The sequence below is a fragment of the Nocardia sp. NPDC051832 genome (assembly GCF_040681285.1).
Taxonomy (GTDB): domain Bacteria; phylum Actinomycetota; class Actinomycetes; order Mycobacteriales; family Mycobacteriaceae; genus Nocardia.
This window is the reverse complement of the sequence record NZ_JBFAYL010000003.1, coordinates 1055691-1078780: the sequence shown is the minus strand read 5'-3', so window position 1 is coordinate 1078780 and position 23090 is coordinate 1055691. Positions and strand designations below refer to the sequence as shown.

General features: G+C 66.7%; 23 protein-coding genes. 12 read left to right on the top strand and 11 right to left on the bottom strand.

The window, feature by feature from the left end; all coding sequences use genetic code 11:
* Positions 1 to 136: 136 nt before the first annotated feature.
* From AB0M14_RS22655 to AB0M14_RS22645, 3 genes are all read left to right on the top strand, one after another.
* Entirely contained in the window at positions 137 to 760 is a 624-nt protein-coding gene (locus AB0M14_RS22655; protein WP_364999016.1) for a hemolysin III family protein, read from the top strand.
* Between the two features lie 81 nt (positions 761 to 841).
* Positions 842 to 2557 (top strand): adenylate/guanylate cyclase domain-containing protein, encoded by a 1716-nt coding sequence (locus tag AB0M14_RS22650; protein ID WP_364997980.1) that lies wholly within the window; start codon positions 842 to 844, stop codon positions 2555 to 2557.
* 79 nt (positions 2558 to 2636) lie between these two features.
* Positions 2637 to 3356 carry an NIPSNAP family protein gene (locus AB0M14_RS22645; RefSeq protein WP_364997978.1) on the top strand — a complete coding sequence of 240 codons (720 nt, stop codon included), beginning with the start codon at positions 2637 to 2639 and terminating at the stop codon, positions 3354 to 3356.
* A gap of 299 nt (positions 3357 to 3655) precedes the next feature.
* Here AB0M14_RS22645 and AB0M14_RS22640 read toward each other — a convergent pair whose 3' ends face one another.
* The 3 genes from AB0M14_RS22640 to sigK form a co-directional block, all read right to left on the bottom strand.
* Positions 3656 to 5692: a thioredoxin domain-containing protein gene (locus AB0M14_RS22640; RefSeq protein ID WP_364997976.1), complete on the bottom strand. Its 2037-nt coding sequence runs from the start codon at positions 5690 to 5692 to the stop codon at positions 3656 to 3658.
* Positions 5693 to 5756: 64 nt separating this feature from the next.
* Complete coding sequence (locus tag AB0M14_RS22635; RefSeq protein ID WP_364997974.1) at positions 5757 to 6170, bottom strand: hypothetical protein; 414 nt, start codon at positions 6168 to 6170, stop codon at positions 5757 to 5759.
* Between the two features lie 342 nt (positions 6171 to 6512).
* Entirely contained in the window at positions 6513 to 7097 is a 585-nt protein-coding gene (sigK, locus tag AB0M14_RS22630; protein ID WP_364997972.1) for an ECF RNA polymerase sigma factor SigK, read from the bottom strand.
* A 142-nt stretch (positions 7098 to 7239) separates the two neighbouring features.
* Here sigK and AB0M14_RS22625 point away from each other — a divergent pair, with 142 nt between their 5' ends.
* The gene (locus AB0M14_RS22625) at positions 7240 to 8865 is read left to right on the top strand and encodes a BCCT family transporter (RefSeq protein ID WP_364997970.1); all 1626 of its coding nucleotides are present in this window, start codon (positions 7240 to 7242) and stop codon (positions 8863 to 8865) included.
* A gap of 27 nt (positions 8866 to 8892) precedes the next feature.
* Here the strand turns inward: AB0M14_RS22625 and AB0M14_RS22620 are convergent, their stop codons facing one another.
* The 5 genes from AB0M14_RS22620 to AB0M14_RS22600 form a co-directional block, all read right to left on the bottom strand.
* Positions 8893 to 9435 carry a hypothetical protein gene (locus AB0M14_RS22620; RefSeq protein ID WP_364997968.1) on the bottom strand — a complete coding sequence of 181 codons (543 nt, stop codon included), beginning with the start codon at positions 9433 to 9435 and terminating at the stop codon, positions 8893 to 8895.
* On the bottom strand, positions 9432 to 10307 hold the full coding sequence (locus tag AB0M14_RS22615; protein ID WP_364997966.1) for a hypothetical protein: 876 nt from the start codon (positions 10305 to 10307) through the stop codon (positions 9432 to 9434). The genes AB0M14_RS22620 and AB0M14_RS22615 overlap by 4 nt, the downstream gene beginning before the upstream one ends.
* A gap of 3 nt (positions 10308 to 10310) precedes the next feature.
* The gene (locus AB0M14_RS22610; RefSeq protein WP_364997964.1) at positions 10311 to 10622 is read right to left on the bottom strand and encodes a hypothetical protein; all 312 of its coding nucleotides are present in this window, start codon (positions 10620 to 10622) and stop codon (positions 10311 to 10313) included.
* Positions 10622 to 11368 (bottom strand): hypothetical protein, encoded by a 747-nt coding sequence (locus tag AB0M14_RS22605; RefSeq protein WP_364997962.1) that lies wholly within the window; start codon positions 11366 to 11368, stop codon positions 10622 to 10624. The genes AB0M14_RS22610 and AB0M14_RS22605 overlap by 1 nt, the downstream gene beginning before the upstream one ends.
* A 248-nt stretch (positions 11369 to 11616) precedes the next feature.
* Positions 11617 to 12435: a PIG-L family deacetylase gene (locus tag AB0M14_RS22600; RefSeq protein WP_364997960.1), complete on the bottom strand. Its 819-nt coding sequence runs from the start codon at positions 12433 to 12435 to the stop codon at positions 11617 to 11619.
* Between the two features lie 125 nt (positions 12436 to 12560).
* On the opposite strand from AB0M14_RS22600, the gene AB0M14_RS22595 reads away from it, so the two are divergent.
* From AB0M14_RS22595 to AB0M14_RS22575, 5 genes are all read left to right on the top strand, one after another.
* Positions 12561 to 13796: a hypothetical protein gene (locus tag AB0M14_RS22595; protein ID WP_364997958.1), complete on the top strand. Its 1236-nt coding sequence runs from the start codon at positions 12561 to 12563 to the stop codon at positions 13794 to 13796.
* 98 nt (positions 13797 to 13894) lie between these two features.
* Positions 13895 to 14545: an ABC transporter permease gene (locus AB0M14_RS22590; protein ID WP_364999014.1), complete on the top strand. Its 651-nt coding sequence runs from the start codon at positions 13895 to 13897 to the stop codon at positions 14543 to 14545.
* The gene (locus tag AB0M14_RS22585; protein ID WP_364997956.1) at positions 14538 to 15698 is read left to right on the top strand and encodes an ATP-binding cassette domain-containing protein; all 1161 of its coding nucleotides are present in this window, start codon (positions 14538 to 14540) and stop codon (positions 15696 to 15698) included. Before AB0M14_RS22590 ends, AB0M14_RS22585 begins: the two co-directional genes overlap by 8 nt.
* Positions 15695 to 16444 (top strand): ABC transporter permease subunit, encoded by a 750-nt coding sequence (locus AB0M14_RS22580; protein WP_364997954.1) that lies wholly within the window; start codon positions 15695 to 15697, stop codon positions 16442 to 16444. Before AB0M14_RS22585 ends, AB0M14_RS22580 begins: the two co-directional genes overlap by 4 nt.
* Positions 16441 to 17427, top strand: coding sequence for a glycine betaine ABC transporter substrate-binding protein (locus AB0M14_RS22575; protein WP_364997952.1), 987 nt, complete (start codon positions 16441 to 16443; stop codon positions 17425 to 17427). Before AB0M14_RS22580 ends, AB0M14_RS22575 begins: the two co-directional genes overlap by 4 nt.
* A gap of 4 nt (positions 17428 to 17431) precedes the next feature.
* Here the strand turns inward: AB0M14_RS22575 and AB0M14_RS22570 are convergent, their stop codons facing one another.
* A complete protein-coding gene (locus tag AB0M14_RS22570) occupies positions 17432 to 17872 on the bottom strand; it encodes a nuclear transport factor 2 family protein (protein WP_364997950.1) in 441 nt (146 codons plus the stop codon).
* An 11-nt stretch (positions 17873 to 17883) separates the two neighbouring features.
* Entirely contained in the window at positions 17884 to 18465 is a 582-nt protein-coding gene (locus AB0M14_RS22565; protein ID WP_364997948.1) for an NAD(P)H-dependent oxidoreductase, read from the bottom strand.
* 134 nt (positions 18466 to 18599) lie between these two features.
* Here AB0M14_RS22565 and sigJ point away from each other — a divergent pair, with 134 nt between their 5' ends.
* On the top strand, positions 18600 to 19484 hold the full coding sequence (gene sigJ, locus AB0M14_RS22560; RefSeq protein ID WP_364997947.1) for an RNA polymerase sigma factor SigJ: 885 nt from the start codon (positions 18600 to 18602) through the stop codon (positions 19482 to 19484).
* Here sigJ and AB0M14_RS22555 read toward each other — a convergent pair whose 3' ends face one another.
* Positions 19485 to 20405: a DMT family transporter gene (locus AB0M14_RS22555; protein ID WP_364997945.1), complete on the bottom strand. Its 921-nt coding sequence runs from the start codon at positions 20403 to 20405 to the stop codon at positions 19485 to 19487.
* On the opposite strand from AB0M14_RS22555, the gene AB0M14_RS22550 reads away from it, so the two are divergent.
* Together AB0M14_RS22550 and AB0M14_RS22545 are read left to right on the top strand one after the other, a co-directional pair.
* A complete protein-coding gene (locus AB0M14_RS22550; RefSeq protein ID WP_364997943.1) occupies positions 20404 to 21810 on the top strand; it encodes a PLP-dependent aminotransferase family protein in 1407 nt (468 codons plus the stop codon). The two genes, AB0M14_RS22555 and AB0M14_RS22550, sit on opposite strands and share 2 nt — an antisense overlap.
* A gap of 66 nt (positions 21811 to 21876) precedes the next feature.
* Positions 21877 to 23067 (top strand): MFS transporter, encoded by a 1191-nt coding sequence (locus AB0M14_RS22545; RefSeq protein ID WP_364997941.1) that lies wholly within the window; start codon positions 21877 to 21879, stop codon positions 23065 to 23067.
* The last annotated feature ends 23 nt before the right edge of the window (positions 23068 to 23090 follow it).

The window sequence follows — 23090 nt, the reverse complement described above, 5'->3', positions numbered from 1 at the left end:
TGGCACCATAGACAAACCTACGGTACCGTAGGTTACTCACCAGTCAACTAGGAGATTGCTCGTGTCCGAATCAGGCCCTGCCACCGAACTTGCGCAGTCCGGAGAAACCCTGGTCGACGCACTGGTCAAGCCGCGCATGCGCGGGTGGATCCACACCTGGGCGGTCGGCATTGCCGCCGTGGCGTGCACGGTGCTGGTCGCCAAAGCGGCTACCGTCTCGGCGACCGCGGGCTGGTCGACGCTGGTCTACGGGCTCACCGTCTGTTTGCTGTTCGGCGTCAGCGCGGTCTACCACCGGGTGACCTGGCCGACCGTGCAGAAGCGCATCCAGATGAAGCGCGCGGACCACTCGATGATCTTCCTGTTCATCGCGGGCAGCTACACCCCGTTCGCGCTGCTCGGGTTACCCGGCCGGACCGGCAAGATCCTGCTCGCGGTGGTGTGGGCGGGCGCCCTGGCCGGCGTCGCGCTGAAACTGCTCTGGCCGACCGCGCCGCGCTGGGTCGGGGTGCCGCTGTATCTGCTGCTCGGCTGGGCCATCGTGCCGGTCGCCGGTCAACTGCATACCCAAATCGGTATCGCGCCGCTCATCCTGCTGCTGATCGGCGGGCTGATCTACAGCGGCGGCGCCATCCTCTACGCCACCAAGTGGCCCAACCCGTGGCCGGCGGTGTTCGGGCATCACGAGTTCTTCCACGCCGCCACGGTGCTGGCGGCGCTGACCCACTACATCGCGATCTGGATGGTCGTTCTGCGCTGAAAGTTCGGTGTCCGCACACCTGCCACCGGTCCGGCGCAATAAAGTCGGCAGCGAAACTTCGACGACCGGACGGCACAGGCGATGGCAGAGCAGGGCACGGACGACGCGAGCACCGGCGCCGGTGTTCGTGAGCTGACCGTGCACCCCCCGCTCCCGAGGAACCGGGCGCGCCGGGCGATCGCCAAGCTGGTGCTGTGGGCGCTGCGGGCGCGCTGGGGTCTGGCGGCGGTGGTGATCACCGCCAACCTCAGTGGTCTGGCGGTCATCGTCACCGAACTCTGGCTGAGCAACTTCTTCGACAAGCTCGGCGAGAACTGGATGCGAACCCTCGCCCTGGTGGCGATCTATCCGACGATCGGTTTCCTGGCCGGAGTCGCGCTCGCCATCCGGGACCGCAGCGTCTACTTCGGCTGGCTCGATCAGTCGCGCAAACCGACGCCCGAGGAGGCGCGGCGGCTGCTGCGGCTGCCGTTCGCCATCACCATGCGGGCACTGGCGATCTGGATTCCCGGCGTGATCGTGGCCGCCGCGGTGTTCACCCACGTCACCGTGCACGACGACCGCGGGATCACCGCGGCGCTGTTCACCATCGGCGCGCTCGAATCCGCGGGCATCACCTTCCTCGTCGTGGATCGATTGATCCGGCCCACCATTCCGGTGCTCGCGCGGGTGCTCGGCGCGACCATGCACTGGAGTTCGTCGGTGCTGGTGCGCCTGGTGCTCAGCTGGGCGGTGGCGGGCGCGCTGCCGATGATGATGCTCATCGTGGTGCTCGCCGATCCGGCGTCCGCGGCGCAGGACCGGATTCGCACCGCGATCTACCTGGCCGCGGTCGGACTGGCGGTCGGCGCGCTGGCGACGGCGCTGCTCGCGCTGGCGGTCGCCTCCCCCATCCGCATGCTGCGCCAGGCGCTGGATCGGATCACCCAGGGCGAGTTGAATGTCCGGGTGCCGATCGGCAGCACCAGCGAGATCGGCCGCCTGGAGCACTCGGTCAACGAACTGGCCGCGAATCTGCGGGAACGAGAGCGGATGCGGGCGCTGTTCGGCCGGCATGTCGGCGCCGAAGTGGCCGAGCGGGCGCTGGCCGAGCAGGACGTGAACCTCAAGGGCGACGTGCGCGAGGTGTCCGCGCTGTTCGTCGACGTGACCGGTTCGGTCGCGCTGTCCACCGGGCTGTCGCCGCACGAGTTCGTCGCGAAGTTGAACCGTTTGCTCACCATCGTCGTCACCGCGACCGAGGAGAACAGCGGACTGGTCAACAAGTTCGAGGGTGACGCCGCGCTCTGCATCTTCGGCGCGCCGATCACGCTGGGCGACAACGCGACTCCGGCGTTGCGGGCGGCCCGGCGGATCCGGGACGAGGTGCTCGCCAGTGGTGAACTCGATATCGGGATCGGGGTCGCCCGCGGGCAGGTGTTCGCGGGCGACGTCGGCTCCGACACGCGGCTGGAATACACCGTGATCGGCGACGCTGTGAACGAGGCCGCCCGGTTGACCACCGAGGCCAAAGAGGTGCCGCGCCGAATCCTGGTGAGCAGTTCGGTGATCGAGGCCGCGGCACCGCACGAACAAGCGAAATGGCAGCTCTACCAACGGATCCAGCTGCGCGGGATGCCCGAACCGACCTCCTGCTGGAGCGATGTCGACTACTCGGGACACATCGTCGAAGACGGTGCGCCCGACGCGGTTCCGGCGACACCGTCCGGCACGGCCGACCCGGCTATCGAGCGCGGGCCGGTCACCGAGATCCGCACGCTCGTCACCGAGACCGACTCGGCCCCGGCAGGGCCCTGATCCGCCGATGGCCAGATATTGACGAATGTCGGCCACTCGCCTACTCGAAGGGCGGCACCGTGGCTGACAGGGTCGGCACATGACGGAAAATGCTTGGCCCCTGGTCGAATTGCGGCAGTACACGCTGCGGCCGGGGATGCGCGACACGATGATCGATCTGTTCGACCGGGAGCTGGTGGAGACGCAGGAGGACGTCGGGATCCGTGTCGCCGGGCAGTTCCGGGACGAGTCGGATCCGGACCGTTTCGTGTGGCTCCGCGCGTTTCGGGACATCGCCGCGCGCACCGCCGCATTGCGCGCGTTCTATCTCGACGGGATGCCCTGGCGCACGCATGCCCCGGCCGCTCGGGCGACCATGCTGGACACCACGAATGCGCGGCTCCTGCGCCCCGCGACCGCTGCGTCCGCATTCCGGTTGACCGGGCAGCGCCCGTCGATCGACGCCGCGGAACTACCGAAGTCCAGGGCACTGGCGGTGATCCATCACGTGGCGGGCGATCCTGCCGAGTTCACCGGCTTCTTCGAGAGCCGGGTGCGCCCGGCTCTCGGCTTGACACCGATCGGCGTGTACGTCACCGATCCCAGCCCCAACGATTTCACCCAGCTCCCGATTCGCACCGGACCGGTACTCGTATGGTTCGCCCTGTTCCCCGACACCGCCACGCGCACAACCTATCTCGACACGTTGGAAGCGTCGCCGGAGTGGACCGAGACGGTACTACCGGACCTGAACAAGCGGGTGTCCGCGCCGACCGAGCAGCTGTTCCTCGCGCCGACTTCGCGCTCACTGCTGCGCTGAGGCAGGGTGGTCGGCGAGTAGCGGCACCGAAGATCCGTGCGAGTGGGGCCCGGACCGCGCTACTGGACGCGGGTGTGCACGTCGCGGACGACCGCAGACTGCGCGGGCTGTCGATCAACGCCGTCGTCGCTGCCGCCGGGATGGCGAAAGGCCGAAAGCCCGGCACTCCGCACAAGGCGAGCCCGCCCAAACCAACCCCGACGAATGAGCGCCGTCCGGCCAACCCAGTTGAGTGCGCCGGGCGGGCCTGGACGAGCAAACCCGGCCCGAGCAACGTGCAAATGAGCTCTCTTGGGGCGCTACCGGCGTTGCAGGGCCGTGCGAAGGTCTGTGGCGCTGGTTACCGGAAGATCGCAGACCGAGCCTCGACAGACGTAGGCGGCGGGCTGTGCGTGGACGGTAGGGCGGTCGGCGAGTAGCGGCACCGAATCCGGGGCGGCAGCGATGATTACCGTTCCGCCGGGCGCTGCGTTGTGTGCAGTGCTCAGTAATTCCTTTGCGGCGCTGGGGTCGTCGGCAGGCAGGGCAATCGCGACCTGGAGCGGACCGGCCAGTGCAGCCTCGGCGACGGTGAGCCACTGGCCTGCCGAGCGTGGGGCGCGGGCCAGGACGACGGCTGCGCGGGCGAGGGTGATGTCGGCCAATTCCCGGTAGTGCACGGCCTTTTCGGGGGCGCTGAGAGCGGAAGCGGTGAGCAGGGCTTCGGCGAGGGCGGAAGCGCCTGCGGGGGTGGCGCCGTCGACGGGGTCGCGTGGCCGAGTGACGAGGACTTCCGCATCGTCGGCGGCGTCGAACCAGCTGCCCGCTACTTCGGGGTCGGCGAAGTGCTGGATTGCCTTGTCCAGCAATGCTTGTCCATGCTCGAGCCATTCGATTTCGCCAGTAGCCTGATGCAGCGCCAGCAGGCCGGTGACGAGCCAGGCGTAATCCTCGAGAACACCGGGCGAAGCGCCTACCACCCCACCGAGCGAGGCGCGGCGCACCCGACCGTCGACCACGTGCTCCGACAACAAGAAACGCGCGCACCGCTCGGCGGCGGCGATCCAATCTTCCTGCTGGAACAGCGAACCCGCCTCGACCAGCGCGGTGATCGCCATACCGTTCCAGGCGGTGACCACCTTGTCGTCGCGAGCCGGTTGTGGACGCCGGTCCCGGGCATTCACCAAAGCTGCCCGGAGCCCGTCGAATCGCGCTTGATCATCAGGATCGGTGTAGCGCGTCAGGACCGAGGTGCCCTGCTCGAAGTTGCCTGCCGTCGTCACGCCGAAAAGCTCACCGACCCAGGCGCCATCAATTGCACCGAGTTCACCGGCCAGCTCGGCGGGCGTCCACACGTAGGTAGCGCCCTCGACGCCCGGCCCCTCGGGCTCGAGATGCGTATCGGCGTCCAGCGCGGACGCGAACCCACCCTGCTCGGTGCCGAGATCATCGACCAGGAACTGCACGATCTCGCGGGTTATCCGCTCCGCCAACGGGTTCGATTCCGCCCGCGCCAGATGCGTGTAGGCGCGCAGCAATTGAGCGTTGTCGTACAGCATCTTCTCGAAATGCGGTACCACCCAGGCCGCGTCGACGGCGTACCGCGCGAACCCGCCCCGCAACTGGTCGTAGATCCCGCCCCGCGCCATCGCCTCGGCGGCCCGTGTCACCGCACCCCGCACTTCTGGATTCGCCGTGCGCTCCCAACTCCGCACCAGCCCCACCAGCAGCGCCGACGGCGGAAACTTCGGCGCCCCACCGAATCCGCCGTGTTCGCGGTCCTCATCCCGCAGCACCGCCCCGACAGCGTGATCCAGCAGTTCCGCGTTCACCGCGAGATCAGCATCGGGCAACCCCGCCGCCTGCGCCCGCAACGCCGCCGCCACCTGCGCCGAAGCCTTGTCCACCTCGTCCCGCCGGTTCTCCCACGTGTCGGTCACCGCGGCAAGCAACTGCGTGAACGACGGCATCCCACCCCGCGCCACCTTCGGGTAATACGTCCCGCAATAGAACGGCTCCCCCGCCGGCGTGAGAAAACACGTCATCGGCCAGCCCCCCTGCCCGGTCATCGCCACGGTGGCATTCATATACACCGCATCCAGATCGGGCCGCTCCTCCCGATCCACCTTGACGCACACATAGTTCTCGTTCATCACCGCGGCCGTAGCCGCGTCCTCGAACGACTCATGCGCCATCACATGACACCAGTGGCAACTCGCGTAACCGATCGACAACAGAATCGGCACATCCCGCTGCGCCGCTTCAGCCAGCGCGGCAGCATCCCACTCCCGCCAATGCACCGGGTTATCGGCATGTTGACGCAGGTAGGGCGATGTCGCACTGGCCAATCGATTCATGCACTCAGCCTTGCACATCCGCCGGTCGAGCTGTGCGCATCAGCCACTCACGTGCTGACTCGGTTTACGAAGGGCCGTGCCATGGCGCCGCCGCGGCGGCGTACGGCTGCTGAGGCGGTGCGGCCACGGGCGTGGCTGGGCTTCGTCCAGCACTGGCGAGCGCCCCGCCCGTCAATACCAGACCACCGACGAAGAGCGCGGCGCCGATCAGCACGACATTACTGATGAGCTCACCTGTTCGTTCTTGGGTCGGCCTGATGTCTTCGCCAGCGGTCCTATTGGTCGGCGAGTCCCAATAGCCCCACGTGCACTCCTGCACCTCTGGGCGGTCCCGGTTCGCTTGACAACTCCAGCCCAGATTTCGTGTCAGTCGGGCCGACTCATCGCGCAAATCATGCTGTGCCATATAGGCGAAACACATCATCACCGCCCCGGCGACCGCAATGAGGAGACCAATAATCCCCGCTGTCAATCTCATCCCCAACCCCTTCATCAACAATCAAGCGTCCCGCCACCCAACTAGGCAACCTACCACCTGATCATGGGCCCCCAGGCCGCACGCTTGCGCCGGATCGCTCCAGGCAGCACCACCTTTCGGAGACTATGGCATCCCGCGCCGCACACGGGCCGGCAGCACGGTGACCATCGGCGTGACGCCGCACGCCGATGGTCAACTGCGAGCTCCGGCCTCGCCGTTTCTAGAAGCCGAAGCTGCCGGTGCCGGGCTTGCCGGTCGAGGGGACGGCGACCGGGACGAAGTCGCTCATCTGAACCTCCCCGTTGTTCACACAACCGCCCCGGACGTGTGTTTCTGACGGGCTCACACCAAGCAGAGCTCCAGCCGTCGCAGGCCGTTGCGAATGCGGGATTTGACTGTGGGGAGCGGGATTCCGAGGAATTCGGCGACCTCGGGGTAGGTGTATCCGCCGTAGTAGGCCAGGGTGAGGGTTTCTCGTTGCACGGCGGTCAAGGTTCGCAGGCTGTCGGCTATCGCCTGCTCTTCCAGACGCTGGGCGACCGTTTCGGCGACGGTGTCGTGCTCTCGGCCCAGATTGCGGAAGCCGTAGGCGGATTCGCGGGCACTGGACCGGGCTTCGACGCGGACGAGGTCTATCGATCTTCGATGGGTGAGCATCATGATCCAGCCGAGCGGGCTGGCCAGCCGCTCGTCGTACTGTCCGGCGGCCTTCCAGACTTGTAGATATACCTCCTGGGTGACTTCCTCGGCGGCCGCGTACTGGCGCACTATCCGCAGCGCCAGCCCGAACACCCGGGATTGGGTGCGGCGGTAGAGCTGGGTGAAGGCGTCGCGGTCGCCGGCGGCGACAGCGGCCAGGAGTTGGGGCAGATCGCGCGCGTGCGCGGGGTCATTGCTCGCGGTGTGGGAACTCTGCGGGTCCGCCATGACAGGGGCTCCGAACGTCGATCTCGCTGAACCGGGCTCTTGGAGAGTTCGATACGCGCGCCGCTCCGGTTTGGCCGGAACCGACCGCAATCTCGGCGCGTCGAGATAACCAACTGTTAGCGGTCCGGGATAGTTGCGGGCCATGGGTATCGACAAGCCGGAGCAGCCGCCCACGCCCGACCTGCGCCTGATCGCCATCGGCGTCGGCGTGGTCATCGCGATCTCGGCTTGGGCCGCCGCGGGCGCGGACAGTTTCGAGTCCGCTTCGGGCACCGCGCTGAGCTGGATCCTCAGCAATTTCGACTGGCTGTTCGTCGTAGCGGCGGATGTGTTCCTGGTGCTCGGCGTGGTGGTCGCGGTCAGCCGGCTCGGGCGGATCCGACTCGGCGCGGACGATTCCGAACCCGAGTTCAGCAATCTGGCCTGGATCGCCATGATGTTCAGCGCGGGCATGGGCATCGGGCTGATGTTCTACGGCGTCGGTGAACCGTTGCAGCACTTCGTCGAGCCGCCGCCGGCCACCGATATCGCGCCGGAATCCACCGCGGCGGCCAAGACGGCGCTGCAATATTCGCTGTTCCACTGGACGCTGACTCCGTGGGCCATCTACGGCATGGTCGGCCTGGCGCTCGCCTACGCCGGATTCCGCAAGGGGCGCGGCAATCGGCTCTCGGCGACTTTCGTGCCGCTGATCGGCGAACGCCGGGCCCGCGGGTGGGTCGGGCAGAGCATCGATCTGCTTGCGGTCTTCGCGACCGTCTTCGGCACCGCCACCAGTCTCGGGCTGGGCACCCTCCAGGTAGCCAAAGGGTTGCACCTGACCGCGGGCGTTCCCGACACCACCACCGTGCAGCTCATCATCATCGCCGCGCTCGGCGCCGCCTTCGTGGTCTCCGCGTTCTCCGGATTGCACAAGGGCGTGAAGTGGCTGTCCACGGTGAACATCGGGCTGGCGGCGCTGCTCATGCTGTTCGTGCTGGTGCTCGGCCCGACCGTCTACATCCTCGACAGCCTGCCCGCCAGCATCGGCAACTATCTGTTCAATCTGCTGCCCATGGCCACCCGCACCAGCGCCTACGCCGACCCGGACTGGCTGGGCGCGTGGACCATTTTCTACTGGGCGTGGTGGGTGTCCTGGGCGCCGTTCGTCGGCACCTTCATCGCGCGCATCTCCCGCGGCCGCACCATTCGCGAATTCCTGGTCGGCGTGATGCTGGTGCCCAGCGCGGTGACCGCAGTGTGGTTCTGCATCATGGGCGGCAGCGCGATCCGGCTCTCCGCGACCGGCCGGGCCGATCTCACCCAGCACGCCGCCGACGCCGAGGCGGCGCTGTTCGGCATGCTCGACGCGCTGCCGTTGGGCACCGTCACCTCATGGGTTTCGATGATTTTGATCATGACCTATTTCGTGACAAGCGCCGACTCCGCTTCGCTGGTCATGGGCTCGCTGACCAGCCGCGGCGCCCTGCACCCGCCCTCCTGGCTGGTCGTCACCTGGGGCGTGCTCATGGCCGCGGTCGCGGCGGTCCTGCTGGTCGCGGGCGGCCTGAAATCGTTGCAGACGGCGACCATCCTCGTCGCCCTGCCGTTCGTGCTGGTCATGCTGGCGCTGTGCTGGTCGCTGATCAAGGAACTACGCGAGGACCCCGGCGCGGGCCCGGCCGGCCATCACCCGCTCTATGGACTGCGAGATGCGGTGCGCGCCATGGTCGGTGAGGCCATCAGCGAGCGCGACGCGACCCGTAACCGCCATGCACCCAGCCGATAGCCACCCTCAGCGCAGCCCGGATCGGGGTTATCCCCTCAACGATTTGATCATGTCCAGAAGCATCCTTGCGGCTGCCTGTATCGCGGGCTCATCTCCCCCCGGAAAATAAAATCGCCCCTCCCATCCATCGATTTCAGCAACAAGCTCGACCGGGGCACTTCCCGAAGGCCCCGCAGGCGACAACACCGGCCTCGGGAACTCGAAAACAGTTACTCCGTCGATCGTCAGCGTTCGATTCGGCAGACTTTGGGATGTAGTCGGGGCGCTCGCAGGCGCTGAATAACCGAGCATGATGTCACCGATATGCGATGAATCCGCCGTAAAATATCCGCAGACCTTCGTGAAACCGATCGCCTGAGATTTATCCTTGGATCCAGCATGAAGAACCTCGGATCGGAGGTTATCAAGCTCGAGCTGGGTAGCGAAAAAACGTGTCGGGAATTCGCAGAGTTCCTGTGCCGTGTGGGTGCTACCCGACGATAACTCGACGTCTTTATCTGCGCGCAGAGTTCCGCAGCCTGTCGCGAGCAGTGCAAGCATCGCGACCGTAGCTGACATTCGAATTCTCATGACGCAGGCCGCTCCGTAGCCCGCCAATCGGTTTGAGTCGGTTTGTCGGTGTTGAAAGTAGTCGACGAACTTCCCGGCCATTTATTGTTGGCCATACCTTTCGGGTTGTTCATCGCAGCGGTGATCTTCGAAAGCACATCAAATTGCGTCATCAGCGTCGTTGTGAAAGTCTTGAAAAGACTCACTGCACTGTCGGTCATAATTTTGAGCAAATCGATACAGTCCGCCACGCCTTCCATAACGGAAACCACGGCGGCAATCTTTCCAACGGCGGAAACGAAGCTTGTAATAAACTCCGTAAGCTCCTTGACAACTTCTGTATAGAAATCCCAGGCGGCCTTCGCGATTGCGCTCATGCCGTCGGCCACCTGGCCGCAAGCCGTTACGGCCGAACTGTATGCCGCATCCTGAAGCCCTCTGGAATTCATATAGGCACTGAAGGCTTCACCGTACCAGAATCCCGTCAGATCACCGCGTGCGAACTCGTCGTTCTGCGCGTCACTGACTTTTGTACCCAGGACACGCCAGTCATCGCTGGTCTGCAGAAAGGCAATTGGGGCTTGCAGTGCCTCGATAGCATCAGCCAGCTCCTCGAGTAGTTTCTCGATACCCTTCTTTATCTTCTCCTTGTTCTCGCTGCAGTAGCCCGAAAGGTCGTCCTCGGTTATCCAACCGTAGACACCGCCCGCAACGGCGAATACCGGACCTAACAGACCGCCCTCGCCGGCCGACATTGCGATAGCAACCGCTTTGAATGCCTCGTCGACCTTGTCGGGCTGCTGGCGAATTTCGTCGATTTTCGCAGAGAAGTCCGTCAGCGTCTGCCTGAGCGTCTCGAGAGTTACTGTGGTCTGACTTGCTGGTGCTGTCATTGCCTAATCCGTCGTCACATTAACAATAGCGGTTTTGAAGTTCTCATCCTGCTCGTGGTAAACCTTTGCTACATGCTGCAGCACATTTCCAATCGCGGCCGCCTCGGTACTGCCCTCTGTCAGCCTATTTTTCATATAGTCGGCAGCATTGACCGAAGCGTTCCAGCTGTCTTGAAACACCCCCCACTGCACATTGGCGTGGCTGACCCTAATTGCCTCTGCCGCGGCGGCCGCGGTGGTGAGGACTCCCGAGGCATCGCTCCATGCATCGGCGGCGGTGTACAAGGCGCTGAGGTCTGTTGAGAAATCTGTCATCAATGGCTCCTGGTCAAAAACTGGCGATATTCTCTGACTTGATTCTCGAGCTCATCGTCACTTAGATGCGCCCAGGATCCCCCTTCTTCGTGGAAGGTGGGCCGCTGCTGGCGGATTTGGTCTGCGCATTGCACGATGTCGTGTGCGATGTCCGATGGCCGAGCAGTGGCCGCCCAATGCGGGTCGATATGGATGGAACTTACACTTCCGAGACCAGCTTCCGCAGTTACCGAGGGCTGCCCGGTTATTGTGGTAGGGCCGCTTCCGATAAAATTGCAATTTCCCCACGTGGCGTTTTCGATAACCTCGAACTCCGCCGCCGACTTAGCGTTGAGGAGCGCGATGAACTTGGCCCGCCGAGAGGGGAGGGTACTGGCCGCTGCTACATCTCTCTGGACGATCGACGGCGCAAGCTTTTTCCACAGCGCAATAGTGTATCCAGTCATCGCCGCGGCAGAGAAATGGATCGGATCAAGACTGCTATGAATATTGCGCTTGACCGAAACATGCACTGGAAGGCGGCGGTCGTCGAGGGTCATCTCGAACATACCTGCACGTGAAAGTGAATTCGAAGCCGCATTTTCAGAACGGCTTGTGGACGTCGGAGGGGCCGCACCGAAGGAAGCGGAAGGATTCGGCGGCGAGACGTCGATTTTATTGACCGATTGGGACTTCGACACGCCGAGTGGCTTTTCGTCCCAGAACTCGTCTGGATCGTCCAGATGATTATAGAACCCACCCGTCATGGGAGCACCTCGCATTGAAATCTGATACCCGAGACGGGCAGCGCCTTGTTCCGATAAACCAGCATTTGACTCCCCCGATCCCCATCGAACAGCCCGCCGCATCGGCAGTCGCAAACACTGTCGCTGCCGATGGACAACTTGTCAACTCGGCGTTCTGAATTCTGTGTGAACGCTGCTGCAACAGAGTCGATCTCGAAGGCAGCCCGTCGACGGCTCTTACGAGCAGTGGTCAACCGGCAGAACGGGTTTCAGCGCAGACCGGCGAACAGGTCGGTTTCCTGGTCGGGGGCGTCGGCGATCCGGTTGTAGTGCCGGACGAAATATTCGGTGCCCAGGATGAGGTCCTGGATCGGCTCGGGCATGCCGAGGAAGAAGCCGCTGTCGCCTTGGCTGCCGTGTGCTTCCAGGGCTTTCACCTTGCGGCGGGTATAGCCGGCGACGTCTACCACGGTGGTGATCTCGGCCATCGGGGTGCCGAAGTCGGCCGGGGGTTCGAAATCGCCCATGTCCATGCCGCCGGCCTTGGCGGCGGCGAACATTTCCTGGGTGGCTTCGCGTGGCACGACCGCGTAGTAGAGCTTGGCGGGGATACCGGTGGACTCGGTGGCCGCGACCGTGATGCGGTGCGCCTGAATATGGTCCGGGTGGCCGTAGCCGCCGTTCTCGTCGTAGGTGACGATGACCTGCGGGCGGTACTTCTCGATGAGCGCGGCGAGTTCGCCGGCGGCGGCCGCCACCGGCGCGTTGGCGAAGGCGTGCGGATCGGCGTTGGCGTCCCAGCCGTCCATTCCCGAATCCTGATAACCCAGCAGTTCGAGGTGCTCGATCTCGAGAAGCGCCGCCGACGCGCGCAGCTCGCCCAGCCGCTGCGCGGCCACCGCGGCCGGATCATGGCCCGGCGCACCGGGTTTCACACCCTCGGGCCCGTCGCCCTGCTCACCGTTGGTGCAGGTAACCAGGACCGTGCGGATCCCCTCCTCGGCGTAGCGCGCGAAAACACCTCCGGTGTTGAGGACTTCGTCGTCAGGGTGGGCGTGCACAGCCATGACCGTCAGTCGCTCCGACATAACTTCTCCCAACGCCGGCACCGGCTTCCGCATTCCCCGCACCGATTCGAGCGGCACGATTCTCGGCGAACAGTACCGGCGAAATGGGTGTGCCCGTGTCGGACCCCGTGGGTACCGTTGTGCGCATGGGGAGCGAAATGCGGGGGTTCTGGCAGGGCGGTGCGAAAAGTTTCGCGATGGAGGGCCTCGGCGCGCTGGTCGCGCTGCCGATCGCGAGCTACTTCTGGTTCGCGGACGGCCGGGAGGTGAGCGCGCGGTCGGTGCTGACGCTTCTGGGCCTCTACTTCGCGGGCGTCATGCTCGCGGCGTTCCTCTTCCTCCTCGCGCAGTTCAGCACAGCCGCGGTGCTCGGACCACGGATGGTCCAGAAGGCCCCGAACATCCTCACCGGCGCGGTCGCGGTCCAGGTACAGCCGACGCAGCGCTGGGCCTTCCTCGCGACCATCGCTGCGGGCCCGCTCACCAATGTGGTGTCGATTCCCGTCTTGGCGGCTTTGCCGTTGGCGCCCGGCCTCGGCGCCGTGCTGGCCGCCGGAGCGTTGCACGGCGCGATCACCGACCTGGTTCCGGCCTTCGATCGGCGCACCGGCTCCATGAATGCCGGTGCGCGGCTGTTCATTCCCGTCATCCGCCGGGCACACACCTTCGATCTCGCCGGGTTCGTGGCAGACCCGGACTTCCGCGACCGGGCCGATCGGATCGACGAGTTCCTGCGGTGGTATCGGCTGGGCATACCGCGATTCACCACCAGCCGCCATGTCCTCGCCCAAATGTTGCGCCAGAACGGCCGATTCGACGATCTGCTCGCGCTGCACGCGGACGATCCGCCGGCGCAATCCGCGGGCGCGCGGACCGAATTCATTGTCGAAATGTCGGTGCTCACCTGGCCGGACGTGCCGGCCGACGCGGTGGACCGCGCGGCCGTACGACTCCGGCGATACCTTGCCGAGCACCCTCGCGACGAGTTCTTCCAGTCCACCCTGGCTCTGGCCCGGGTGCGGCAGGGTCACGGGGCCGAGGCCGAGGCACTGTGCCGGACCGTGCTCGCGCGCGATCTCGTCCCGGCCTACCGGGCAGCGGTACTGGCCACCCGCGCCATGGCCTGCCATCTGCTCGGCGACGACGGTCGGCCGTATCTGCGGGAAGCGCGGCAGCTGTCCTTGGACAACGACAAGCTATGGACCGCATCGCTGCTCGACGAAGCCACCGCCTGGCTGCCCGATCTGGACGCGGTCGAGGACCCGGTCGGCGATACCGATTCCGGAAGCCGGCGGAGCCTGCTGGACCGAGTCAGCGATCTCACCGGATGGCCGTGGCTGCCTGGGCAGAGCCGGCGCGGCCCCAGCGGCGCGGAGTCATGAGGTCACGCGCCCCAGGCGGTGTTGTCCTGAATTGCTCAGCAGCGTAGCCGCTTTGACGATAGGCTCACCGCGATGCCGACCTGAGGGAGGGCAGGGCACTGGATACGCTGTGGGACTACGTCACCGACCACCGTCAGCAATTGATGACGGATTCCTATCTGCATGTCTCGGCGGTGGTGCAGTCGGTGCTGATCGCCGCGGTCGTGTCGATCGCGATCGGGGCGCTGGTCTATCGCAGTCCCGCCGGCTCGGCGGCCGCGACCGCCGCCGCGAGCATCATCCTGACCATCCCGTCCTTCGCGCTGCTGGGGATCCTGATTCCCGTTCTCGGGCTGGGTGTTCCGCCCACCATTACCGCGCTGGTGCTCTACGCGCTGCTGCCGATTCTGCGCAATACGATCGTGGGATTGTCGTCCGTCGATCCCGCCGTCACCGATGCGGCGCGCGGCGTCGGCATGAACCGGCTGCGGGTGCTCGCGGTGATCGAACTGCCGCTGGCGTGGCCGGCCATCCTCGCCGGAATGCGGATCAGCACGCAGCTGATCATGGGCATTCTGGCCATCGCCGCCTATGCGAAAGGCCCGGGCCTGGGCAATCTCATCTTCTCCGGGCTGTCGCGGCTCGGCACACCGACCGCGGTGCCGCAGGCACTGACCGGCACGGTGCTGATCGTCGTGCTGGCGCTGCTGCTCGATCTCCTGCTCGTCCTCGCCGGACGACTGACCACACCCGGGGGTATTCGTGAGTGAGACCGTCGAACCGGCCGTGTCCGGGGTCGAGATCGTGCTCGACGCGGTCACCAAAAGCTATTCCGGGCAACGGGATCCGGCGGTGCTGGAGGTGTCGCTGACCATCCCGGCCGGGGAGACCGTGGTGCTGGTCGGGCCGTCGGGGTGCGGGAAGACGACGACGATGCGGATGATCAACCGGCTGATCGAACCCAGTTCGGGGACGATCACGATCGGCGGGCAGGACGCCGCGGCGGTGAATCCGGATCAGTTGCGCCGTGGGATCGGGTACTCCATTCAGCAGGCCGGGCTGTTTCCGCACCTCACGGTCGCGAAGAATGTCGCCACCGTGCCCGGGTTGATCGGGTGGGACCGCAAGAAGATCAGTGCTCGCGTGGACGAGATGCTGGATCTGGTCGGGCTGGATCCGGGCACGTTCCGGGATCGCTATCCACGGCAGCTCTCCGGCGGTCAGCAGCAGCGGGTCGGTGTCGCGCGGGCGCTCGCCGCGGATCCTCCGGTGCTGTTGATGGATGAGCCGTTCGGCGCGGTGGATCCGATCACGCGCGGGCTGCTGCAAGACGAATTACTGCGGCTGCAAGCGGAATTGCGGAAGACGATCGTGTTCGTCACCCATGATTTCAACGAGGCCGTGAAACTCGGGGATCGAATCGCGGTGCTGGGCAACCAGTCTCGTGTCCTGCAATACGACACTCCGGGGGCGATCCTGGCCGAGCCCGCGGATGCGACGGTAGCGGGCTTCGTGGGCGCCGACGCGGCGCTGAAACAACTCACGCTCACCCGGGTCGAGGATGTCGAGCTCGGGGCTTGCGCGACCGCGCTGGAGACCGATTCGGTGGCGGCGCTGCGCGCGGCGATCGCCGAGAGCGACAAGGACTTCGGGCTGGTGCTCGACGCGCAACGGCGTCCTTCGCGCTGGGTCACAGTCCCCTTGCTCGAACAAGCGGAATCCTTGCATCACGTGGGAACGCCGGTGGGCGAGGGCGTTTCGCTGCGATCCACGCTCCAGGCCGCTCTGGAGGCATTGCTCGCCGACAGCACCGCGAACGCCGTCGTCACCGGCCGCCGCGGGGTGTACGCGGGACTGATCACCATCGACACGCTGGTCTCGCACCTGTCGGCCCTCCGCGCGACCCACACCGGCTCGGCATGACCGCGCAGACCGAACGCCGCGCCGAACGGATCCGGCTCTTCGCGCAGCCGGTGCTCGCCGTGCTGCTCAGTGCGGGCGTGCTGGTGTGGGCGTTCGCTCGGGAGCTCACCGCCACCCAGCAGGCCAGTCTCACCGCGAGCAATATCGCCACCGTCACCTGGGAGCATCTGCTCATCACCATGACGGTGGTCGCGATCGTCCTCGTCCTCGCGGTTCCCCTCGGCACCGCGCTCACCAGGCCCCGATTGCGCCGTCTTGCACCGCTTTTCGTCGGCGTCGCCAATATCGGGGCGGCCGCGCCGGCCATCGGCCTGATCGTGCTGTTCTATCTGATCACCCGCACCACCGGCTTCTGGATCGGCGTCGCGCCGATCGTGCTGCTGGCGCTGTTGCCGGTGCTGCGCAACACCATCCTCGGCTATCAGCAGGTCGATCCCACCCTGATCGATGCTGGACGCGGGCAGGGCATGTCGGCCACGACGGTGCTGCGCCGAGTCGAGTTCCCGCTCGCCGTGCCGTACATCCTTGCCGGACTGCGGACTTCGCTGGTGCTGGCAGTGGGCAGCGCGACGCTGTCGTTCCTGGTTAGCGCAGGCGGCCTGGGCATTCTCATCGATACCGGCTACAAGCTGCGCGACAACGTCACCCTCTGGCTCGGCGCGCTGCTGGCGGTCGCGCTGGCGCTGCTCGTCGACTGGGTAGGGGCTCTGGCCGAACGTTATCTCGGACCCAAGGGGCTGCGATGAGAGCGCGAATCCGGCGCGGCTGTGTGGCATTCGCGACCATGCTCACCGTAGTGCTAGTCGCCTCCTGCGGGCTGGAAGCCGGTCGTTCGGTTCCCCTGGTAGTGAATCCTGGCAGCATCCAGCCGATCCCCGAGCTCCAGGGCGTGCGAATCACAGTGGGTTCCAAGGACTTCACCGAACAGGAAATCCTCGGCTTGATCATCGCCTTCGCGCTGGACGCGGCCGGAGCCGAGGTCCGCGACCTGACTGACATCGTCGGCTCCAACAGCCTGCGCGACGCCCAGGTCCGCGGCCAGGTCGACATCGCCTACGACTACACCGGCACCGGCTGGATCAACTATCTGGGCAACGAATCCCCCGTCGCCGGTTCGCAACCGCAGTTCGAGGCGGTCCGGGATGCCGATCGCACGGCCCACGGAATGGTCTGGGCCGCAATGGCTCCCATGAACAACACCTACGCCATCGCGACCAGCGCCCGCACCGCCGAGGAAACCGGCGTGAAAACCCTGTCTCAGTACGCGAACCTGGTGAATACCGACCCCGCCGCCGCGGCCACCTGCGTCGGCACCGAATTCAGCGTCCGCCAGGACGGATTCCCGGGCGTGGTCCGCAAATACGGCATCGATGCCGGCAAAGTGCAAAAACAGGTCGTCGACGACGCCATCGTCTACCAATCCACCGCCGACGCCCGCCAATGCCGCTTCGGCTCGGTAGCCGCCACCGACGGCCGCATCCCCGCCCTCGACCTCCGTCTCCTCGAAGACGACCTGAGCTTCTTCCCGCAGTACAACGCCGCCCTGGTCATGCGCGCGGACTTCGCCGAAGCCCACCCCAAGGTGATCGAAGTCCTCACCCCGATCTCCCGCCTGCTGACCAATGAATCCGTCACCGACCTCAACCGCAAGGTCGACGTCGAAGGCCGCGAACCCGCCACCGTCGCCCGCGAATGGATGGCCGCCCAAGGCTTCATCACCATCCCGTGAAGCATCAGGGTTCCAGGTCGAGGACCCCTTTACCGGTGGTGATGTCGAGAGGCACGGAGACTTGATCGTGGGCGATGAGCCAGGCGTCGTCGATCTTTCGCATTCCGAAGGTGGCTCGGACCCACATGCCGGCGGTCGGCTGTCCGTTGCGGAGTGTGCCGCTGAGGCGGCCGAAGGCGTGACCGAAGGCGATGTCGGCGCCGACTGTGAACGACAGGTCGCGGAGTTCATAGGTGACGGTGTCGAAGAACTCGAAGACTTTCGACCAGTTCTGGAGTTTGGCGGCGCGGCCCGCGTGCTGGAGCGGCGGCTCGATGTCGAAGGAGAGGACATCGGGCGTGTAGAGCTGCGCGAGGGTGTCGAGGTCTTTGGCTTGCAGACCGGCGATCAGCTTGTCGATCTGGCCGCGGATCCGGGCTTCTTCGGTGACTGACTGGGTGGTCATGGCCGGGCTCCTCAGGAGGTGGCGAAAGTGGTTGTGGCGGATCGCAAGGGGGCCAGGGCGGCGCTCCAGGCGAGGAGTTGATCCAGGGTTTTGTGCAGGGCTGTGACGTGGTGGTCGCGCGGGGTGAAGGTGGTGTGGTTCTCGAAATCGGCGAGGACCGAGAGTTCGACCGGGCGGCTGACGTCGGCCATGCCCAGGGTGCTGCAGATGCCGCGCAGCTGGGCTACCGCGCGGGCGCCGCCGCTGACGCCGTAGGAGACGAATCCGATTGCCTTGTCGGTCCATTCGGCGGACAGGTGGTCCAGGGCGTCCTTCAGTACGCCAGGGATGCCGCCGTTGTATTCCGGGGTCACCAGGACGAAACCGTCGAAGGGGGCGATCCGCTCGGCCCAGTCGCGGGTGTGCGCGTGCACCGAGGGGCCGAACATCGGGGGCACCGGCTCGTCGAGGTGCGGGAGCGGGTGATCGCGCAGGTCGATGAGGTCGAACTCGGCGTCGCCGCGCGCCGATGCCGTGTCCAGGACCCACTGGGCGACCTGTGGGCCGTTGCGGTTGGGCCGGGTGCTGCCCAGGATGATGCCGATCTTGATCATGTCCGGAACTCCTGCTCTGCTGGAAAGCGATACCACCTTCCGACGACGTAGCCGAGCGGAATGTCAGGCCTGACGATTCGGGCCGCTGTTTCGTCGGTTCCGGTAAGGGGCGTCGACCGAAGGAGCCGCACACCATGACCGATCCGCAGCTGAGCGCGGTGATCAGTGAACGCCGCCAGCTGATCAACCTCGCCTATCGACTGCTCGGCTCGCTGACCGAAGCCGAGGACGTGGTGCAGGAGACCTACGCGCGCTGGTACGCGCTCCCTGAGCCCCGGCGGCAGGAGGTGGTGGCGCCCGGCGCGTGGTTGACCACGGTCGCCGGGCGCATCTGCCTCGACCTGCTCGGCTCAGCCCGCAAACGGCGGGAACAGTATGTGGGCGAATGGATTCCGGAGCCGGTGCCCGGACACTCCGAGTGGTTCGGCGGCTCCGCCGATCCCGCCGATCGGGTCACCCTCGACGAGTCGATCAGCATGGCCTTTCTGGTGGTGCTCGATTCGATGACGCCCGCCGAGCGGGTGGCGTTCGTGCTGCACGACGTCTTCCGCTACTCCTTCGCCGAGATCGCCGACATCGTCGGCCGCACCCCCGCGGCCTGCCGCCAGCTCGCCTCCAGCGCCCGCCGCCGCATCGATACCTCGCGCAGCCCGTCGGCCGGCGAGCGCTCCGAGGTGGTCCGGGACTTCAAACGTGCTTGGGAGACAAACGATCTGGCGGCGCTGGTCGACTTGCTCGATCCGAACGCGACGGCGACCGCGGACAGCGGCGGACGCGCTCCGGCCTTCCGCGAACCGATCATCGGCGGCGAGCGGATCGCGCGCAGCTGGATGGAGATCGCCGCCCGCGGCGCGAAGGTCACGTTGGCCGAACGCACGGTCAACGGCCAGCCGGGCCTGGTCGCCGAGCTCGGCGGCAGCATCGTCTCGGTCTACGCCTTCGACATCGCCGACCAGCGGATCACCCGCATCTGGGTGATCCGCAACCCGGAGAAACTGCGCCTGTGGACCGCCGGCTGATCAAGCCGGACGCAACCGGCTGCGCACCGCGCCGCCCGCACAGGCGATGACCACGAGGCCGCCGGCGAAGGTGAGCGCGTCGATGTGCTCGCCGAGCAGCAGCGCCGCCCAGCAGATACTCATGATGGGCTGAACGAGCTGGACTTGGCTGACGCGCGACATCGGTCCGATGGCGAGGCCGCGGTACCAGGCGAAGAAGCCGAGGTACATGCTGATCGCGGAAAGGTAGGCGAAGCAAGCCCATTCGAGGGGAGTCGCGGACGGGGGCTGCTCGGCGACAGCGACGGCGGTCAGCGTGAACATCAGCGGCGACGACAGGATCAGTGCCCAGGACACGGTCTGCCAGGAGCCGATCTCGCGTGCCAGCAGCGCGCCTTCGGAGTAGCCGATCGCGGCGGAGAGCACAGCGCCGAAGAGGAGCAGGTCGGCCCAGTGCAGCCGGCCGAGGCCGCCGCCTTGCAGGAGCGCGAAGCCGACCGCGGCGATCGCGCCCGCCAGGGAGAAGAGCCAGAAGGCGCGGGTGGGACGTTCGCCGGTGCGGAGTACGGCCGACACGGCGGTGGCCGCGGGCAGCAGGCCGACGACGATGGCGCCGTGGCTCGCCGGTGTCACGGTGAGGGCGTAGGAGGTGAGGACCGGGAAACCGACGACCACTCCGGCCGCGACGACGGCAAGCCGCAGCCAGTGATTTCCCCTCGGAACGGCCTGGCGGGTGGCCGCCAGGGCGATCCCGGCGAGCACTGCCGCGACCACCGCACGGCCGGATCCGATGAACAGCGGAGACAGCCCGCCGACCGCGACGCGCGTGAGGGGCATGGTGAACGAGAAGGCCGCCACGCCCACGAAGCCCCAGGCCAAACCGGCCGATCTGAGCGATAGCGGAGTGTCGATATTGACAGTAGCGCTACTCTGAACTGACATGTTCAACGATAGCAGCAGTCGCTTAGCGGACGGAATCCGCGCCTGGATCGGGACCGCCGCCCCAGGCGCGCGGCTGCCGTCCACCCGGCACCTGGTCGCCGAGTACGCGGCCAGCCCGGTCACGGTCCAGAAGGCCATTCGCGCACTCGCCGCGGAGGGCCTGATCGAATGCCGGCCGGGCGTGGGCAACTTCGTCCGAACCCCGCGCTCGGCCCGGCCGCAGGATTACGGTTGGCAGACCGCCGCATTGGGCTCGCCGCGCGGCACCTCCCCGGGTTCGGCGGCCGCCCTGCGCACCGCGCCGCCGGGCGCGCAGGAACTCCACTCCGGCTATCCCGAAGCCGAGCTGCTGCCCGGCCGGCTGGTCCGCGCGGCCCTGGTCCGCGCGGCCCGGGGCGCGTCGGCGACCTCCCGTTCCACCTCCGCCGGGCTGCCTGACCTCCGCTCCTGGTTCGCGACCGAGCTGGCCGACCTGACGCCGGCCGGACTGGCCGGGCCCACGGCCAACGATGTGCTCGTCGTCCCCGGCAGCCAGAGCGGACTCACCTCGATCTTCCGCGCCCTGGTCCCCCCGGGGCAGCCGCTGCTGATCGAATCGCCGACCTACTGGGGCGCGATCCTCGCCGCGCGGCAAGCGGGCGCGCACCTGGTTCCGGTGCCGAGCGACGCCGAAGGCCCCGACCCGGACGCCCTCGACCGAGCCTTAGGCGAGACCCGGGCGCGCGCCCTCTACGTCCAGCCGAACTACGCGAATCCGACCGGGGCCCAATGGTCTCCGGACCGCGCCGAGGTCATCTCGGATCTGGTGCGCGCGCACGGCGCGTTCCTGGTCGAGGACGACTGGGCCCACGATTTCGGCATCGATTCCGATCCCCGGCCGGTCGCCGCCCGGGACACCGCGGGCCACGTCGTCTACCTCCGCTCGCTGACCAAGAGCATGTCCCCCGCCATCCGGATCGGCGCGCTCATCGCTCGTGGTCCGGTCCGCGAGCGACTCCTCGCCGACCGTTCGGCGGAGTCCCTGTATGTGAGCGGTGTCCTGCAAGAGGCCGCGCTCGGAGTCGTCACCGATCCGGGCTGGCGAACTCATCTGCGCCGCTTGCGCGGTCAGCTCCGGGAGCGGCGCGACCTGCTCGCCGAGAGTCTGCGCGAGCACGCCCCCGGCCTGCATATCGACCACGTGCCCAAGGGCGGACTGCATCTGTGGGCCCGCCTGCCCGACGGCGCCGACACCGATCGACTGGTCCGGGACTGCGAAACCCGAGGCGTGTACGTCGCCCCCGGGCACCAGTGGTTCCCGGCCGAACCTTCGGGCCCGTTCCTGCGACTGAACTTCACCGGCCCGAACCCGCAGGGCTTCCCGGCGGCGGCCCAGACCATCGCGGCGGTGCTCGCCGGCCAGTAGTGCGCCCGCTCGGACCCGGCAATACACTAATGGAACAATTTTCCCATTAGTGTGGTTCAACCCAGCATGACAACGACATTGGCGGCGCCCCAACCGGCAACCGCGGGACGAGCACCCCTGGCCCTGCTGGCGCTGGCGCTCGGCGCCTTCGGCATCGGACTGACCGAGTTCGTGATCGTGGGCCTGCTCGGCGTGATCAGCGCGGATCTGCACGTCTCGATCCCCACGGCGGGTCTGCTGGTCTCCGGCTACGCGGCGGGTGTCGCGATCGGAGCTCCGCTGATGACCGCGGCGGGCGCCCGGATCTCGCGCAAGACAATGCTTTCGGTGCTGCTGGGCATCTTCGTCGCGGGCAATCTGCTCTCGGCGCTCGCACCCGGCTACGGCTTGCTGATGACCGGGCGGATCGTCGCCGCCCTCACCCACGGCGCGTTCTTCGGCATCGGTTCGATCGTCGCGGCCGGTCTGGTCGCGCCGGACCGCAGGGCCAGCGCCATCGCGCTGATGTTCACCGGACTGACCGTGGCGAATGTGGCCGGGGTGCCGCTGGGAACCTGGCTCGGTCAGCTCTTCGGCTGGCGCGCCACCTTCTGGGCCGTGACCGCCGTCGGCGTCCTCGCGCTCCTCGCGACGGCCTTGCTGGTTCCGCGTCAGCCGCGCGACGAATCCGACGGTCTGCGTGCGCAATGGGCCGTGTTCGCACGGGTGCAGGTGTGGCTGGCGTTGCTGATCACCGCGCTCGGCTTCGGCGCCGTATTCGCCGCGTTTACCTTCCTACAGCCGATCCTGACCCAGGTCACCGGCTTGCCGGAGGCGGCCGTGCCGTGGCTGCTCGTGGTGTTCGGGCTCGGCCTGTTCGCCGGCAATATCGGCGGTGGCCGCCTGGCCGACAAGGCGCTGATGCGCACTCTGACCGGCGCTTTGGCGGCGCTGGCCGTGGTGCTGCTGCTCTTCGGGTTCACCGCGCAGCACGCGGTCGGCGCCACGCTCACCCTCTTCGCGCTCGGCGCGGCGGGTTTCGCCCTCGTGCCCGCCGTGCAGATGCGCGTCCTGGAGTCCGCCGGGCGCGAATCGCCGCTGGCCTCGGCGGCCAATATCTCCGCCTTCAATATCGGCATCGCCGTCGCCTCCTGGCTGGGCGCCGCCGCCATCGATCGAGGTCTCGGCCTGACCGCGCCGCTCTGGATCGGCGCGCTGCTGGCCACCGCGGCCCTCGCCGTCGCGCTCCTCTCCGGTGCGCTCGATCGCCGCTCGTAATCCCCTGTTCAGCAACACAACTC